We start from the raw sequence: 14,278 nt of genomic DNA on the forward strand, positions 1-14,278 counted from the left end.
CTATTAACTCAGAGTGACGTTTATTTCTGTTCAGTTGAATCTATCCTTCGGGTCGATTTCTGGGTGAATATCAATCACATGTTTTAAGTAATCTTGATGATAGCGAAGGGCATTGACACAGTGTTTATCAAGCTTGCCGCTCACGACCATTTTTTCCAGTTCGAGAAGGGCAAAAGGAACAGACCAAGCTTGTTTGTATGGACGATGGCTTGTTAAGGCATCAAAGACGTTGGCAACAGCAATAATGCGTGCCGATATCGGGATATTGTCTTGCATTAGGCCGTAAGGATAGCCACTGCCATCCAAAAACTCATGATGATAAGCGACGATCTCTTTTAATATGCATATGCAAGGGTGATCAGGTGTACCTATGTCATCAATAATTTGATTAATGATTTCAATACCTTTTTCTATGTGGCTATACAGTTGAGCACGCTCTGGTTTATCTAATGTATTTGGGTTAAGTAATAAGCTGGTCGGTAGGGCAAGTTTGCCTATGTCGTGATAGCGCGAAAACTGGATGATGTTATCAATGGTTTCATCATCCAGTTGATAAATGTCAGCAACCTCAGTAGCGATGACTTTGGCATAACAGCTAATACGTTCTTTATGCTCTTTCGATTCCAGTTGATGCTCTGGGGAGCGCGCTTGAGTCAAATTTACAGTCTCTAAAATAGTGTGGACTAAATCGTATTCAGAGCAAACTGCAAAGCGAATCATCTCAATAAAAGGTTCTACATTCTGCTTTACCTGTTCGGTAAACAAATGGCTTTGACACGAGTTGAGGAAAATAAAGCCAATAAATGCTTGCTGGTGGTAAGTCGGAATCGCCAGTGATGAACAATAACCTTGCTCAATTAGCCAGCGAGTATGAGGATAGTCTGGCTTCAATTGGATTGGGATATTTTCAACGCTACGACTCTGGCCGTTTTGTGCGCATTGCTTAAGGACTGGAAGCTCAGCAAGTGGAAACTCGTAATGTATAAGCTCACCCCCGTGAAAGGTGCTGTCGGCGTAGGTTTTCAAATTATCATGGTGATGGTCGTATAGCGCAAAAGAGATACGGTCAATCTCTGGGACTTTGACTTGCATTCGTTGGTGTATGTTAGCCAGTTGCTTATTGAGTGGACCAACATGTGGAAAATAGGCGTGCTCGCAACCTTTGCTATGCGTATCCATCGCGTGTTCCTCTGCGCTACAGGGTCTCCAAGGTTGAAATGGAGAGGCTCTTCTAATTGATAAGTTTAGAACAGATAAGCGATGCGTGCGTTAAATTTAACTAAAAAATGGGTTATATAATCAAGCAATATGAGGTGGTACTGGAAAGCCGTTGGATGACGCTGGGTCACTAGATAAATACGGCTATTTGACGCCATGTTTAGTCACAAGGCGTATGGCCAGTTTCAGTTTAATCCAAGTGCAATACCACTGAGCATAAAGAATATAACCAGCCAGACAATAGGCAGTTTGAGCTGTTTTAGTAGGTAAAAACCGGTCAGAACGATCGCCATATCTAGATGATTGCTGACCGAGCTTGTAAATACAGGGTGATATAAGGCTGAGAGCAGCAAACCAACGACGGCGGCGTTAACACCGTTTATTGCTCCTGATACTGATCGATAGTTTGCTAAGGCTTGCCAATTTTTAAGCACGCCGAGCAGTAACAAAAAACCCGGCAAAAAGACGGCAATGGTCGCCAGCGTTGCGCCTAAGATTGGCGCTTGTGGTAGTAGAGCGTAACCAATGTAAGTGGCGAAGGTAAACATTGGACCAGGAACCGCTTGTGCTGCGGCATATCCTGTTAAAAACAGATCCGGGTCAAGTGCGTCGCCAACTAAATTTTGCAGCAATGGAAGCACGACATGCCCACCGCCAAACACTAAGCTACCCGCTTGATAAAAGTGGTTAAATAGAGCGATTTCAGGCATTAAGTGGGCGGCAAAAGGTAAACCGACCAGTAAGCCAATAAAGAGAGCGAAAGGGATGAAAGTGGGGACAAATGAACGTTCAGTGGCTAAATCTTGACTAGGGAGCCATTTCACTCCGATCAGCGCTGCCGCAATGAGAACTCCGATTTGCGTTCCAATACTGGGTGCAACAATCAGCATCACAGCGGTGGCCACACACAACCCAACGGTTAAGCGATTCTTACAGAAGTTTTTATACATTCCCCATGTGGCATCCGCGACAACCACAACGGCTAGCAGTTTTAAGCCGTGAATCACGTTTTGAAATAAGGGGGTTTGTAGTAATTGGCTGCTGGCGATGGCAAGGGCAACCATGATCAAAACCGAAGGGAGTGTAAAACCAGCAAAAGCGGCGCATCCACCCAATAAGCCACCACGATGGTATCCTAGTGCAAACCCAACTTGGCTTGAACCTGGCCCTGGCAAAAACTGACTTAAGGCAACGATCTGTGCGTATTCTTTATCTTCAATCCATTTTAATTTTTCAACGAATGTATTGCGGAAATAACCAATGTGAGCGGCTGGCCCACCAAAGCTTATCCACCCAAGCAGAAAAAAAGTTTTGAAAATAGTAAACATGTGCATAAGCACTCTTAAAGAGACGTTGTTTCGCTACTTTAAAAGGATGTTTGAGCAGATTCAAATTTAATCCTTAACCATTTGTAAACCGCAGAAAAACGATAAACAGACAGGCATGGGTTAACTGAGTTTAAACTTAGTCCAAACCTTAGATCGCCAACGCCTAAACATGATGATGCCTCTAAACCATTCATCCACCGAAATGGCCACCCATGCACCCATAACTCCCCATCCCCAATGTAGGCCAAATAAGTAAGTTAAACCTGCGCCAAAAGTCCACATGCTTAATATGCCCATCTGCACTGGAAAGCGAATGTCTCCTGCGCCTTTGAGTGCGGCAATAAAAATTAGGTTAAACGTGCGCCCAGCTTCCATTGCAATGGAGCCAGCAATTAACCCTGCGACCAAGGCCGTTATCTCAGGATCAGAAGTGAAGAGGGCGATGATGTCAGCGCGCAGTAGATAAATTGAGATCGTCAATGTGCTGGAGACGAGAAAGCCAACCACAAAATATTGTTGTACTTTAGTCAGAATCTCATCCACCCAACCTTTACCAATGTAGTAGCTAGTTTGAATTTGCCCGGCTTGCCCAAGAGCCACTGAGAATGCAAAGGCGAGACGGGCAATATTTTGCGCATAAGTAAACGCGGCCAGTGAAGCCGTGCCCATTTTTACAACGAAAAAAATCACCGTCAGTTGCATCATGTTATAGGAAAGAATCTCTCCCGCATTCATCATGCCGATCTTGATGATCTTCTGGTATAGCGGCTTCGGGATGATTTTCCACTCTTTCACCGGTAGTGATATGTGGTAGTACTTAACGGTGTAGTACAGCAAAATAGTGCTGACAATTTGGCTGAACACTGTTGATATCGCAACCCCTTGTACACCGTAGACGGGCAGTCCAAAGGGTTGAAAAATAGCAATATAGTTACCGATGATATTCAATAATCCGGCAAATAAATTAATGAACATCGGCGCTTTGGAGTAGCCGTTACTGCGCAAAATCGTCGCCAGTACAATGCCGATGGTAACGTTTACTGTAAAGCTGCCACTGATAACCAGATATTCATAGCCATATTGTGCAACCTGCGCTTCTAGGCCGTAGGCATTCATGACTGAATTAGCGCTCAAATAAGCGGCTAAACTGAGCGATGAGCCAATGATTAATCCAAGCAGTAAACTGGCCACCCCAACATGTGCCGATTCACTTTGGCGGCCAGAGCCATTGTATTGCCCAATTAGGATCCCAGTACCACTGCTGACCATCATTGAGACAATCAGCAAGAAAAAATTGATTTGAGTGATAACCCCAACCGCTGATACAGCCTTGTCTGAATAACTACTCAGCATAAACACATCACTGGTGTTAATCGCCGTCCGTAATAAAATCTCAATAAAGATCGGCCAAGTCAAAGTGACGATATTCATTCGGTTATTCAGTTCTACACGGCTTTGGGTCATGGGCTAAAACTCAGCAAGGTAAGTCGAACTAGAGAAGATGATGGTGCAAGGTGGTGGGCTGCAAAATATCTCACTAGAGCCTACCTGTGCGTATTGTATACGTAATTTAAATAAAATCAGTTAAGTGAAGGGAATTGTTTTAGAGTTTTCGTGGAAACGTTTACATTGTGGTGTTTTGATCACAGATTGAAAGCGAGTAAGGCTGTTAGACTTTTTCAAAAGCGAGAATCAACCTCTATCGGTATCCCAATAGGAGAGTATGGTGAAAGTATTAGTGACGGGCGGCATGGGCTATATCGGAAGTCATACCTGTGTACAAATGATACAAGCGGGTATCGACCCCATTATCGTTGACAACTTATCTAACGCGAAGATTGAAGTATTAAGCCGTATCCATGCACTGACAGATAAAACGCCCGTGTTTTATCATGGTGATATCCGTGATGAGGCCTTTCTCGATAAGGTATTTGCTGAACATAATATTGATGCTGTGATTCATTTTGCAGGTTTAAAAGCTGTCGGTGAATCCGTGATAAAACCGCTCGAATATTATGACAATAACGTCAATGGTTCGTTGGTGCTAGCGCGCAGTATGCGTAAAGCTGGAGTGAAAAGTATTGTATTCAGTTCATCGGCGACAGTGTATGGCGATCCTGAAATCGTGCCGATAACTGAAGATTCTCCAACCGGATCAACCACCAATCCTTACGGTCGTAGCAAATATATGGTTGAGCAGTGCCTGTCGGATTTAGTGGTTGCTGAGCCAGATTGGAGTGTGACCTTACTGCGTTACTTCAACCCTGTGGGAGCTCACCCTTCTGGCACTATGGGCGAAGACCCGCAAGGTGTGCCGAATAATCTGATGCCGTTTATTGCCCAAGTTGCGGTAGGTCGCCGCGAGAAGTTATCCATATTTGGTAGCGACTACCCCACACCGGATGGTACGGGTGTGCGTGATTACATTCATGTGATGGATCTAGCCGATGGCCATTTGGCCGCTTTAAATACGGTTGCGATGAAAGCGGGAAGGCATATTTACAACCTTGGATCGGGTAACGGATCGAGTGTGTTAGAGATAGTTTCAGCCTTTGCTCAAGCAAGTGGTGTTCCTATTGCTTATGAGATTTGCCCACGCCGCCCGGGTGATATTGCCGAGTGTTGGGCTAGTACCACAAAAGCGGAGCGAGATCTGGCTTGGAAGGCGATGCGCAGTATCAATGAAATGGCTGCTGATACATGGCATTGGCAATCCAATAACCCGCAAGGGTACTAGTTTTTATCCGGCGTGACGCGCCGGACTATCAAATAGCATAATTGAGTAAGCAATATGTCGAATGTTGAATTTAACCCAGTGGATCATCCACATCGTCGCTACAACCCACTCACGGGGCAGTGGATTTTAGTCTCACCACATCGCGCTAAACGCCCTTGGAGCGGGGCTGATGAAAAGCCAGCGGTAGATGAACTGCCAAGTTATGATGAGAAGTGTTTTCTTTGTCCGACAAACGAGCGTATCTCTGGTGATGTCAACCCAGACTACCAAGGTACATACGTATTCAACAACGACTTCGCAGCACTGATGGTGGATTCACCAGATGCACCGAAGTCCGATAGCCCTCTATTCAAAACTCAAGGTGTACGTGGTTTGAGCCGAGTGATTTGTTTCTCTCCAGATCACAGCAAAACTCTGCCAGAGTTACCCGTGGGCAACATTCGCAGCGTGATTGATACGTGGAACGATCAAATCGAAGAGTTAGGTAAAGAGTACGTTTGGGTGCAAGCATTTGAGAACAAAGGTGAAACCATGGGTTGTTCCCAGCCTCACCCACACGGCCAAATCTGGGCTAATAGCTTCTTACCCAATGAAATTGAACGCAAGGAGCACAACCTAAAAGCGTATTACCAACAACAGGGTAGTAACCTGCTGGTGGATTATGTGCAAGCTGAGCTGAAAGATGGCTCACGCATTGTGCTGGAAACAGAGCATTGGGTGGCTGTTGTGCCTTACTGGGCTGCATGGCCATTTGAAACCATGTTGCTGCCAAAAATGCATATCCGTCGCATGAGTGAGTTGAGTGATGCGCAACGTGACGATCTCGCCGTTGCGATTAAAAAACTGACCAGCCGTTACGACAACCTGTTCCAATGTTCTTTCCCTTATTCTATGGGCTGGCATTACGCGCCTTTCTTTGAAGAGGGTACGAACATTGACCATTGGCAACTGCATGCACTGTTCTACCCACCACTGCTGCGCAGTGCCTCGATTCGTAAGTTTATGGTGGGTTATGAAATGTTGGCTGAAAGCCAACGAGATTTAACCGCAGAACAAGCGGCGCAGCGTCTGCGCGAGCTAAGTGATGTTCACTACAAAGAGCAGTAACGTCATCTGTGAAGTTGTAGCTTTGTTGCTGCGTAAACGCACCCTAAGAACATAGGTAATCTATGTTCATTGGCTGAATTTACTTATCACCTCGCTGCACCTCCAACGACTTGGGCTTAACAAAGTTTTTTTCATAGCGCTAAGTGGTTAATGAGAAATGAAAACCAGTTTATGAGTTTAGGAATGCAAATGTTTGATTTAATCCAAAATGTGAAAGCGTCTTTTGAGCAAGTGTTGGGCTACGCGCCTAGTCATATCATCCAAGCGCCAGGCCGTGTAAATTTGATTGGTGAGCACACCGACTATAACGACGGTTTTGTGCTCCCCTGCGCAATTAACTATCAAACTGTGGTAGCGGCTGCCAAGCGTGAAGATAATTTAGTCCGCATCGTGTCTGTTGATTATGGCAATGCACTTGATGAGTTTGACCTCACCCAAGAGATTACTTTCCAACAAGACAAAATGTGGGCGAACTACATTCGCGGCGTGGTGAAATGTTTGCTTGCGCGTGGGTACTCGTTTACCGGGGCGGATATTACTGTCAGCGGTAATGTTCCACAGGGAGCAGGGCTTAGCTCTTCGGCTGCGCTTGAGGTCGTGATCGGTCAAACTTTTAAAGAACTTTATCAACTGGATATTTCTCAAGCGGAAATTGCACTAAATGGCCAACAGGCCGAGAACGAATTTGTCGGCTGTAATTGCGGCATTATGGATCAAATGATTTCGGCGCAAGGTCGTGAAAACCACGCGCTACTTTTAGATTGCCGTAGCCTAGAAACACAAGCGGTTTCAATGCCAGAAGAGATGGCCGTCGTGATCGTCAACTCCAATAAAAAACGCGGCTTGGTGGATAGCGAATACAACACCCGCCGTCAGCAGTGTGAAGAGGCTGCGCGTATTTTTGGCGTCAAAGCGCTGCGTGATGTAAGCATTGAACAGTTTAACCAAAAAGTTTCTGAGCTTGATGAGTTGGTGGCTAAACGTGCTCGTCACATCATTACTGAAAATGACCGTACTGTTGAAGCGGCCCAAGCGTTGCGCGCCCACGACATGAAGCGCATGGGCGAGCTGATGGCTCAATCACACGCATCGATGCGTGATGATTTTGAAATTACGGTCAAAGAGATTGATACCTTGGTTGATATCATCAAAGAGGTGATTGGTGACCAAGGCGGTGTGCGTATGACTGGGGGCGGCTTTGGTGGCTGTATTGTGGCACTTGTCCCACCGACATTGGTTGATGCAGTGAAAGCGGCTGTCGATGAGAAATATGAAGTGGCGACTGGCCTCAAAGCGTCGATTTACGTCTGCCAAGCAAAAGAAGGCGCTGGTCTAGTGGAGGCTTGCTGCACATCTTCACTTGTTCACACTATGACTCAGCAAGTAGCTTATGATGGCCGCCCGGCACAACTTGTCAGTTTGACTAACCGCATTGGTAGCCGCGTAGTATTAATGGATATTGGTGCAACATGGCTCAGTTGTGAGTTGGCGCTTAAGGATGGGGAACGCAGAGAAGTTCTGCTGGGTGTTTCCACCATGAGCGACTTCCAGAAACAACAAAGCTATATGGGCGTCACTGTGGGACGTTATGCCAACCGGATCGCTAAAGGCCAATTTGAATTAAATGATCAACGCTATCAAGTGACGACCAACCAAGCTGGAAATAGTTTGCATGGTGGTCTTGAAGGGTTAGATCAGCGTCGTTGGACTATTGCTCACAAAAGTGCTCAACAAGTGACGTTTTCAATCCATTCATCGGATGGTGACCAAGGTTTTCCCGGTAATGTTGACATTGCCGTGAGCTATGAACTGAACGATCATAATCAATTGATCCTCCGCTATTTAGCGACCACAGATAAACCAACGCCGCTTAATTTAACCAACCACGCCTATTTTAATTTGCTAGGCGCAGAGAGTGATCATACGATTTTAGATCATTCACTCTTTATAAAAGCCGATCAATTTTTACCCACAGATCCACATGGAATCCCATTGTCAGGGCCAAAATCTGTCATCGACACGGGCTTTGATTTTCGCGTTGCAAAATCAATAGGTCGTGACTTACTCAAAGATGAGCAGCAACAAGCAAGCAAAGGGTATGACCACAGTTATTTATTGCTTGATAAAGCTGATTTAACCGTGTGCGCCGCGCAACTGAAATCACCAGATGCAAAGGTAACTATGAGCGTATTTACGACTAAGCCTGCCATACAACTTTATAGTGGAAATTGGCTATCGGGGACGCCCAATCGGCGCGGTGGGGTTTATCAAGGCTATGCGGGGGTCGCATTAGAAACTCAATACTTGCCGGATGCTCCCAATCATGCCGAATGGCAGCAACCCAGCTGTATTACTCTGCCAGGGCAAGAATATACTCATACCACCATTTACCAATTTGACGTTTAAGGTGGGTACATCGCTTAGATGTTGAGTATTGATGCCCAAAGTGGCGAGTGAAAGTGTAACCTGAGTGCGTCAGATTTTTTCTACCGAATCTCGACGCACCAAAGTCGGTGAGAAAATCATCGGTTCTTTTTCTATCGTTTCGCCACGGGCTAATTGGAGTGCCAGTTTAGCGGCTTTTTCAGCCATCATCTCGATTGGGTAGCGGATGGTGGTCAGCCTTGGGCGAATATAGCGTGCGATCAACGCATCATCAAAGCCGATCACTGAAATTTGCTCAGGGCTTTTTACACCATTCTCCTCAAGCACATTTAACGCGCCCGCTGCCATATTGTCGTTGTAGGCGACCACGGCAGTCATGTCGATCGAACGGATCAGCAAGTGAGTCATCGCTTGCTCGCCACCTTCGCTGTGTGGTTCGGCCAACTCGATGTAATTAGGAGCGATCTCAATACCGTGATCTTTCAACGCGGCTTGATAACCAGCTACGCGATCTGTAGCGTCTTCAATCGAATGAGAAGAGCCAATACAAGCGATTTTTTTATGACCGTGGCGGATCAAAAACTCAGTCGCCAAATAAGCACCTTTGTAGTTATCCAATGAGATGCAGCGGTTAGCCAGTTGCGGGATATGACGGTTGATCAATACCATCGATTTCACTTCGGCGGCGTAGTCGATCAATTCTTGATCCGATAAACCTTTCGAGTGAATCACCAAAGCGTCACAACGGCTGTTGATCAACAGTTCAATCGCTTGGCGCTCTTCTTCAGCACGGTGATAACCATTGCCAATCAATAGATGCTTGCCATTGTCATGAGCCACATTATCGACCGCTTTCACGAGCATGCCAAAAAAAGGATCGGAAACGTCACTGACTAGCACGCCTATGGTGTCGGTACTTTGGCTGACTAAAGCTCGTGCGGCGGCGTTAGGCCGATAACCAAGTAAACTCATTGCGGCGGTGACCGCTTCAATCGATGTTTTACTCGCTTTAGGGGATTTATTGATGACTCGTGAAACCGTTGCCACTGACACACCGGCTTCGCGAGCTACATCTTTTATGGTAGCCATATTACACCTCTTGCTATTGCTCGCTGTATTTAACAATGGTGGTGTAAATAAGGCAAACGAACAATGCAATCAATGTGATAATTACGACTTTCTATACAGGTAAATCAAGGCTTCTAATTAATGTAAACGTTTAAAATTGGAATAAAAGCTAAGGCGCTAACGTACCGTAGCAATCAGCTCATCAATGATCGCATGATGACAGGGCTCTACCCCTGCTAAATTACCGTATTTCGGCGCGAGGCGATCGTTAATCAGCGGATGTTGCCAGCCAACCGTGTGCTCAATAAAATGGCGCGCAAAGGTTTCTGAAAACTCTAAACAACCAGCCAGCACGGTATCGACATAGGTTTGTACGATAGGGCTTCGCTCGCAGGGAGGCTCTGGTGCCTCTTTGACATAAACCCAAATCGGACATTGGAGGTTAAAAGCGTCATCACTCTCGATTTGATTAGCGTTGAGGGGCACTCGCTCATAACCACGTTCTCGACGGTCAAATTCTGCCAAAGCGGTTTCATCGATCTCCAGCAGTACGCCGTTGACTTGCCCTTGTCCTTCATTCACCACCAAAGGTGACAATATGTAGCTCTCATCAATTTTTCCCCAGTAACGAACTAAACCATGCGCGACCACGGGAATAGCTCTTCCTGTTTGCCCTGTTAACTGGCGAGAAGCGGAGTTGATCAAGCTGCCATAACCAAAAATATACATCATCAGTGAATTACGACTCCTTATTGAAAAAACGTAACCGATGCAAAATCCAAAACTCTAAACCAAAAATACCAACCAGTGCGATGCAAAAGAGAGCAAAAGCAACGGGGGATTCAGTGCCGGGAATACCGCCGACATTAACCCCAAGTAAGCCAGTTAAAAAGCTTGTTGGTAGAAAGATCGCCGCAATCACCGAGAATAAATAGGTGTTTTGGTTCATCTTCTCTGCATGATATTGACGTAATTCCCCTTTGATCAGTTCGAGCTCTCCAAGGTAAAAATCGAGGGTTTCATTAATGCGTGTGATGGTGTTAACGCTGTGGCGCAGACGCAAGTTTTTATCATTTGCCAGCGAGACTTTGGAATCACTGAAATCATCGATGGCGTATTGCTGAGGTTTGATAAAACGTTTGATTTTGAGCAGCGCTTTATGCGTCTGCATCAGCTCGTCACTGAGTTCAATCTCGTTATCGTATTGGGTGATTTTCGCTTCAATGCTGTTTAAGTAGTTATCGATGTTTTTGTTTAAACCATCAATGATCTGCACGAGTACATCTGAAAGGGTTTGCGGGCCTTGCCCGGCCTGCAGTAGGTCACGGATTACATTGACGGCTTTTGACGGGATTTTTCGGGTTGAAAACAGCGCGCCATTGAAATAGAGAATGCGCACGCTCAACATATCTTCTGGGTTGGCGTTGTCGTTCATGTTGACGCCACGCAAAATCAGTAAAAAGTTATCATCATCGTATTGCTCAAACAGTGGGCGAGTGTCCTCTGCTAAGAGGCTGTCGACAATTGAAATGGGGATCTGATACTGCAGCAACCACTCTTTTAAACCGGGAATATCGCGTTGGCAGTGATACCAATTCCCTGCTTCAATCAGTGAAGCGCTATTGAGTTTTTGCTGCGGAGCGGATGCAGAAAAATGCCACTGGTCGATCAAAAATTCCATGAATATCCTTATCACTTGCTCCTCAATGACTCAGCATTGAGGAGCAGTAGATTATACCAATTGAGATCAGAAGCCGCGCATTTGAATACGGCGCAGAAACTCAGTCATGATCCTATCGTAAAGAAGATCGCCTAAAAACGCATCCTCAACTTGGTGATCAATACTAGGGTTATCATTCACTTCAATTACATAAACTTGGCCATCAATCTCTTTCAAGTCAACGCCGTACAGGCCACTGCCGATAAGGTTTGACGCTTTTAAGGCAACATCAACCACGTTTTTAGGTACTTGCTTTAAATCCAAGGTTTCAAAGCCGCCAGAAGAGACTCGGCCACTGTTGTGATGTTGATAAATTTGCCAGTGGCCGCGGCTCATCATGTATTTGCAGGCGAAGATGGCTTGGCGGTTCATTACACCGATGCGCCAGTCAAAGTCAGTTGGCATGAAGGCTTGTGCCAAAATCAGAGCACTTTTTTCAAACAGTGCGCCGGCTTCGCGTTCCAGCTCTTGCTCGTCGCGTACTTTGACCACGCCACGTGAAAATGCGCCATCTGGAATTTTTAATACCATGGGAAAGCTCAACTCCTGCATGACATTGCTTTTCCATTGCTCATCAAAACTTTGCAAAATCACGCCTTTTGGCGCAGGCACTTTGTTGCGTTGCAACAACTCAGTTAAGAACACTTTATTGGTGCATTTCATGATCGATTCAGAATCATCCATCACCACCAAGCCCATTTTCTCAGCCGTTTTTGCAAAGCGGTAAGTGTAATTACTGATGTTCGTGGTGGCGCGAATAAACAAGCCATCAAATTCACCCAAACGCGATAAGTCATCCGGTGAAATGGTTTCTAGGTTAACCCCTAAACGGTTTGCGGCGCGGCGAAAACGTTTTAATGCTGAGGGATCAGAAGGTGGCATTTTCTCTTCTTCGTCCACCAGCATGGCAATATCGTAACGGTACTTTTTCTCTTGCTTCGGTTTACGCCAAACTTTGGTTGAAAACAGCTCTAATGATTCGACGAAGAAATCTTGTTCTTGGTCGTTCAAATCTTGGAATGGGAAAGGGCCAATTTTGCTGATTTGCCACTGCCCTTGAACGCGGTTCATTTCCAACTCAATAACGGGCACCATAAACTGTTCAAACAGACGGCGAGCCAGTTTATCCAAGCCTTTTTCTGCGGTGCGGCCAAAATAAATTTTGCACTGTATAAAATCGGTTTGGGCGCACAGTTTATTGAGTTTCAATAAGCCAGAAGAGAGTAAAAAGGGTTGATTGATGTCGTTGATTGCCATCACTCGAGGGATAACGCGGTGGCCGCGTGCCTCTGCCATCAGCGAGCAGTAATAGCCGCTGCTCATGTAGCCATAATCGCGACACAGGTTGACCACTTGCAGGCTGCGATGAGTATGGGTGCCATTACTGTTGAGGTATTGGTCTACACTTACCACTTGCTCTGAGGGGAAATATTGTTGCCAGTCACTGGACTGGTCGGTCACGATCAAAAGGTTTGCCATTGCTATTCTTTTCCTTAATCAATAGGAATAATATTGAGCCGCAATCTTGCCAACCACTTAAGGACGTCGTATGGACTTTCGTCTTGCGAAAAGTGCTGATCTCACTGCTCTTAATGCGTTAGAACAACAGCTGTTTGACGGAGATAAAATCTCTCCACGTCAAATGAAGCGTTTTTTACATTCCAACCAAGCGGTGTTGTTTGTGGCCGATGCCGGCACAGAGCTGGCTGGATATGCATTGCTACTATTTCATCAAGGTACACAGCTATCAAGGTTGTATTCGATTGCCGTAAAACCTGATTTCAGAGGCCGGAGGATTGCTCAAAATTTGGTCGAGCAATGCGAGCGTGCTGCTCTTGATCAAGGTGCCACTACATTACGATTAGAAGTGCGTGAAGACAATACGGCAGCGATAAATTTATATGAAAAAATGGGCTATAAAACCCTGAAATTTCTTATCCATTATTACGATGATTTGTGTAATGGACGCCGGATGCAAAAACGCTTGTCGCCACAAGGGCCTAAGGTGCAATTACCGATGCCACTTTATGTTCAGACTACGCCATTTACTTGCGGTGCGGCATGCTTGCTGATGAGCTTTTCTTGCTTGTCTAAATCGTTTGAGCCGAGTCGCACCGCTGAGCTGCAACTGTGGCGAGAAGCAACAACGATTTTTATGGCGGCGGGGCACGGTGGGTGCAGTGGTCAAGGGTTAGCATTGGCTGCTAGTCGACGCGGTTATCATGTGGAGCTGTGGAGCCAATCCAAAAGCACGCCTTTTATTGATAGCGTGCGAGATGCCAATAAAAAACAAGTTATCGAATTGGTTCATCTTGATTTTTGTGAGCAGCTTAGTCATCAAGATGTGGCGATGATTGATGCACCACCGAGTCAAGAGCAACTGGAAGCGTGGGTGACGGAAGGAGCATGTGTGCTGCTACTCATCAGCACTTATCGTTTCGATGGTAAGAAAGAGCCGCATTGGATCGTACTCAGTGGTATGAGCGATAAATTCTTCTTCATTCACGATCCACATGCAGAAACAGAAGCGGATGCGATGGCTTCGGCCTTCATTCCGGTCGGTAAAAAAGCGCTGTCACAAATCATCGGTTTTGGTAAACAAAAACAGACGGCTTGTGTGGTGATTAGCTCGAACAGCAGTGCCATGCGTGTAACCACTGGTTAAGATAGAGTTTAAGTGAATTCATTGAGTCATAATGACTGTTTTTTATTGAG

General features: G+C 45.7%; 11 protein-coding genes and 1 pseudogene. 5 read left to right on the forward strand and 7 right to left on the reverse strand.

The features are described from left to right. Positions 1–30 precede the first annotated feature (30 nt). From B9J84_RS08340 to B9J84_RS08350, 3 genes are all read right to left on the reverse strand, one after another. Complete coding sequence (locus B9J84_RS08340; RefSeq protein ID WP_013856135.1) at positions 31–1,179, reverse strand: HD domain-containing phosphohydrolase; 1,149 nt, start codon at positions 1,177–1,179, stop codon at positions 31–33. A 224-nt stretch (positions 1,180–1,403) separates the two neighbouring features. Continuing rightward, positions 1,404–2,552: a chromate efflux transporter gene (gene chrA / locus B9J84_RS08345; protein WP_094123935.1), complete on the reverse strand. Its 1,149-nt coding sequence runs from the start codon at positions 2,550–2,552 to the stop codon at positions 1,404–1,406. Between the two features lie 114 nt (positions 2,553–2,666). After that, entirely contained in the window at positions 2,667–3,977 is a 1,311-nt protein-coding gene (locus B9J84_RS08350) for an MATE family efflux transporter (RefSeq protein ID WP_017046555.1), read from the reverse strand. Between the two features lie 292 nt (positions 3,978–4,269). On the opposite strand from B9J84_RS08350, the gene galE reads away from it, so the two are divergent. The 4 genes and pseudogenes from galE (at position 4,270) to galM (ending at position 8,796) form a co-directional block, all read left to right on the forward strand. Continuing rightward, positions 4,270–5,283 carry a UDP-glucose 4-epimerase GalE gene (gene galE, locus B9J84_RS08355; protein WP_094123936.1) on the forward strand — a complete coding sequence of 338 codons (1,014 nt, stop codon included), beginning with the start codon at positions 4,270–4,272 and terminating at the stop codon, positions 5,281–5,283. 54 nt (positions 5,284–5,337) lie between these two features. After that, positions 5,338–6,390, forward strand: a complete 1,053-nt coding sequence (locus B9J84_RS08360; protein WP_094123937.1) for a UDP-glucose--hexose-1-phosphate uridylyltransferase — start codon at positions 5,338–5,340, stop codon at positions 6,388–6,390. A gap of 189 nt (positions 6,391–6,579) precedes the next feature. Then, positions 6,580–7,731: pseudogene (galK, locus tag B9J84_RS16340) on the forward strand (galactokinase); the annotation flags it as partial. 30 nt (positions 7,732–7,761) lie between these two features. Then, positions 7,762–8,796: a galactose-1-epimerase gene (gene galM / locus B9J84_RS16345; protein ID WP_404206644.1), complete on the forward strand. Its 1,035-nt coding sequence runs from the start codon at positions 7,762–7,764 to the stop codon at positions 8,794–8,796. Positions 8,797–8,865: 69 nt separating this feature from the next. Here galM and B9J84_RS08370 read toward each other — a convergent pair whose 3' ends face one another. The 4 genes from B9J84_RS08370 to B9J84_RS08385 form a co-directional block, all read right to left on the reverse strand. Further along, on the reverse strand, positions 8,866–9,864 hold the full coding sequence (locus B9J84_RS08370) for a substrate-binding domain-containing protein (protein WP_026027964.1): 999 nt from the start codon (positions 9,862–9,864) through the stop codon (positions 8,866–8,868). 156 nt (positions 9,865–10,020) lie between these two features. Beyond that, positions 10,021–10,572: a gamma-glutamylcyclotransferase family protein gene (locus B9J84_RS08375; protein ID WP_047690998.1), complete on the reverse strand. Its 552-nt coding sequence runs from the start codon at positions 10,570–10,572 to the stop codon at positions 10,021–10,023. A 10-nt stretch (positions 10,573–10,582) separates the two neighbouring features. Then, complete coding sequence (locus tag B9J84_RS08380; RefSeq protein ID WP_019282337.1) at positions 10,583–11,524, reverse strand: zinc transporter ZntB; 942 nt, start codon at positions 11,522–11,524, stop codon at positions 10,583–10,585. A 66-nt stretch (positions 11,525–11,590) separates the two neighbouring features. After that, positions 11,591–13,042 carry a RimK family protein gene (locus B9J84_RS08385; protein WP_017046561.1) on the reverse strand — a complete coding sequence of 484 codons (1,452 nt, stop codon included), beginning with the start codon at positions 13,040–13,042 and terminating at the stop codon, positions 11,591–11,593. Between the two features lie 70 nt (positions 13,043–13,112). On the opposite strand from B9J84_RS08385, the gene B9J84_RS08390 reads away from it, so the two are divergent. Next, positions 13,113–14,228 carry a GNAT family N-acetyltransferase/peptidase C39 family protein gene (locus B9J84_RS08390; RefSeq protein WP_088721260.1) on the forward strand — a complete coding sequence of 372 codons (1,116 nt, stop codon included), beginning with the start codon at positions 13,113–13,115 and terminating at the stop codon, positions 14,226–14,228. The last annotated feature ends 50 nt before the right edge of the window (positions 14,229–14,278 follow it).

The organism is Vibrio sp. V03_P4A6T147 (assembly GCF_002241085.1).
Taxonomy (GTDB): Bacteria; Pseudomonadota; Gammaproteobacteria; order Enterobacterales; family Vibrionaceae; genus Vibrio; species Vibrio anguillarum.

Bases quoted from the DNA above. Each gene is read 5' to 3' on its own strand.
- galE (WP_094123936.1), top strand. From the start codon at position 4,270: ATGGTGAAAGTATTAGTGACGGGCGGCATGGGCTATATCGGAAGTCAT.
- B9J84_RS08375 (WP_047690998.1), bottom strand. From the start codon at position 10,572: ATGTATATTTTTGGTTATGGCAGCTTGATCAACTCCGCTTCTCGCCAG.
- B9J84_RS08350 (WP_017046555.1), bottom strand. From the start codon at position 3,977: ATGAATATCGTCACTTTGACTTGGCCGATCTTTATTGAGATTTTATTA.
- B9J84_RS08385 (WP_017046561.1), bottom strand. From the start codon at position 13,042: ATGGCAAACCTTTTGATCGTGACCGACCAGTCCAGTGACTGGCAACAA.
- B9J84_RS08360 (WP_094123937.1), top strand. From the start codon at position 5,338: ATGTCGAATGTTGAATTTAACCCAGTGGATCATCCACATCGTCGCTAC.
- galM (WP_404206644.1), top strand. From the start codon at position 7,762: ATGACTCAGCAAGTAGCTTATGATGGCCGCCCGGCACAACTTGTCAGT.
- B9J84_RS08390 (WP_088721260.1), top strand. From the start codon at position 13,113: ATGGACTTTCGTCTTGCGAAAAGTGCTGATCTCACTGCTCTTAATGCG.
- chrA (WP_094123935.1), bottom strand. From the start codon at position 2,552: ATGCACATGTTTACTATTTTCAAAACTTTTTTTCTGCTTGGGTGGATA.
- B9J84_RS08370 (WP_026027964.1), bottom strand. From the start codon at position 9,864: ATGGCTACCATAAAAGATGTAGCTCGCGAAGCCGGTGTGTCAGTGGCA.
- B9J84_RS08380 (WP_019282337.1), bottom strand. From the start codon at position 11,524: ATGGAATTTTTGATCGACCAGTGGCATTTTTCTGCATCCGCTCCGCAG.
- B9J84_RS08340 (WP_013856135.1), bottom strand. From the start codon at position 1,179: ATGGATACGCATAGCAAAGGTTGCGAGCACGCCTATTTTCCACATGTT.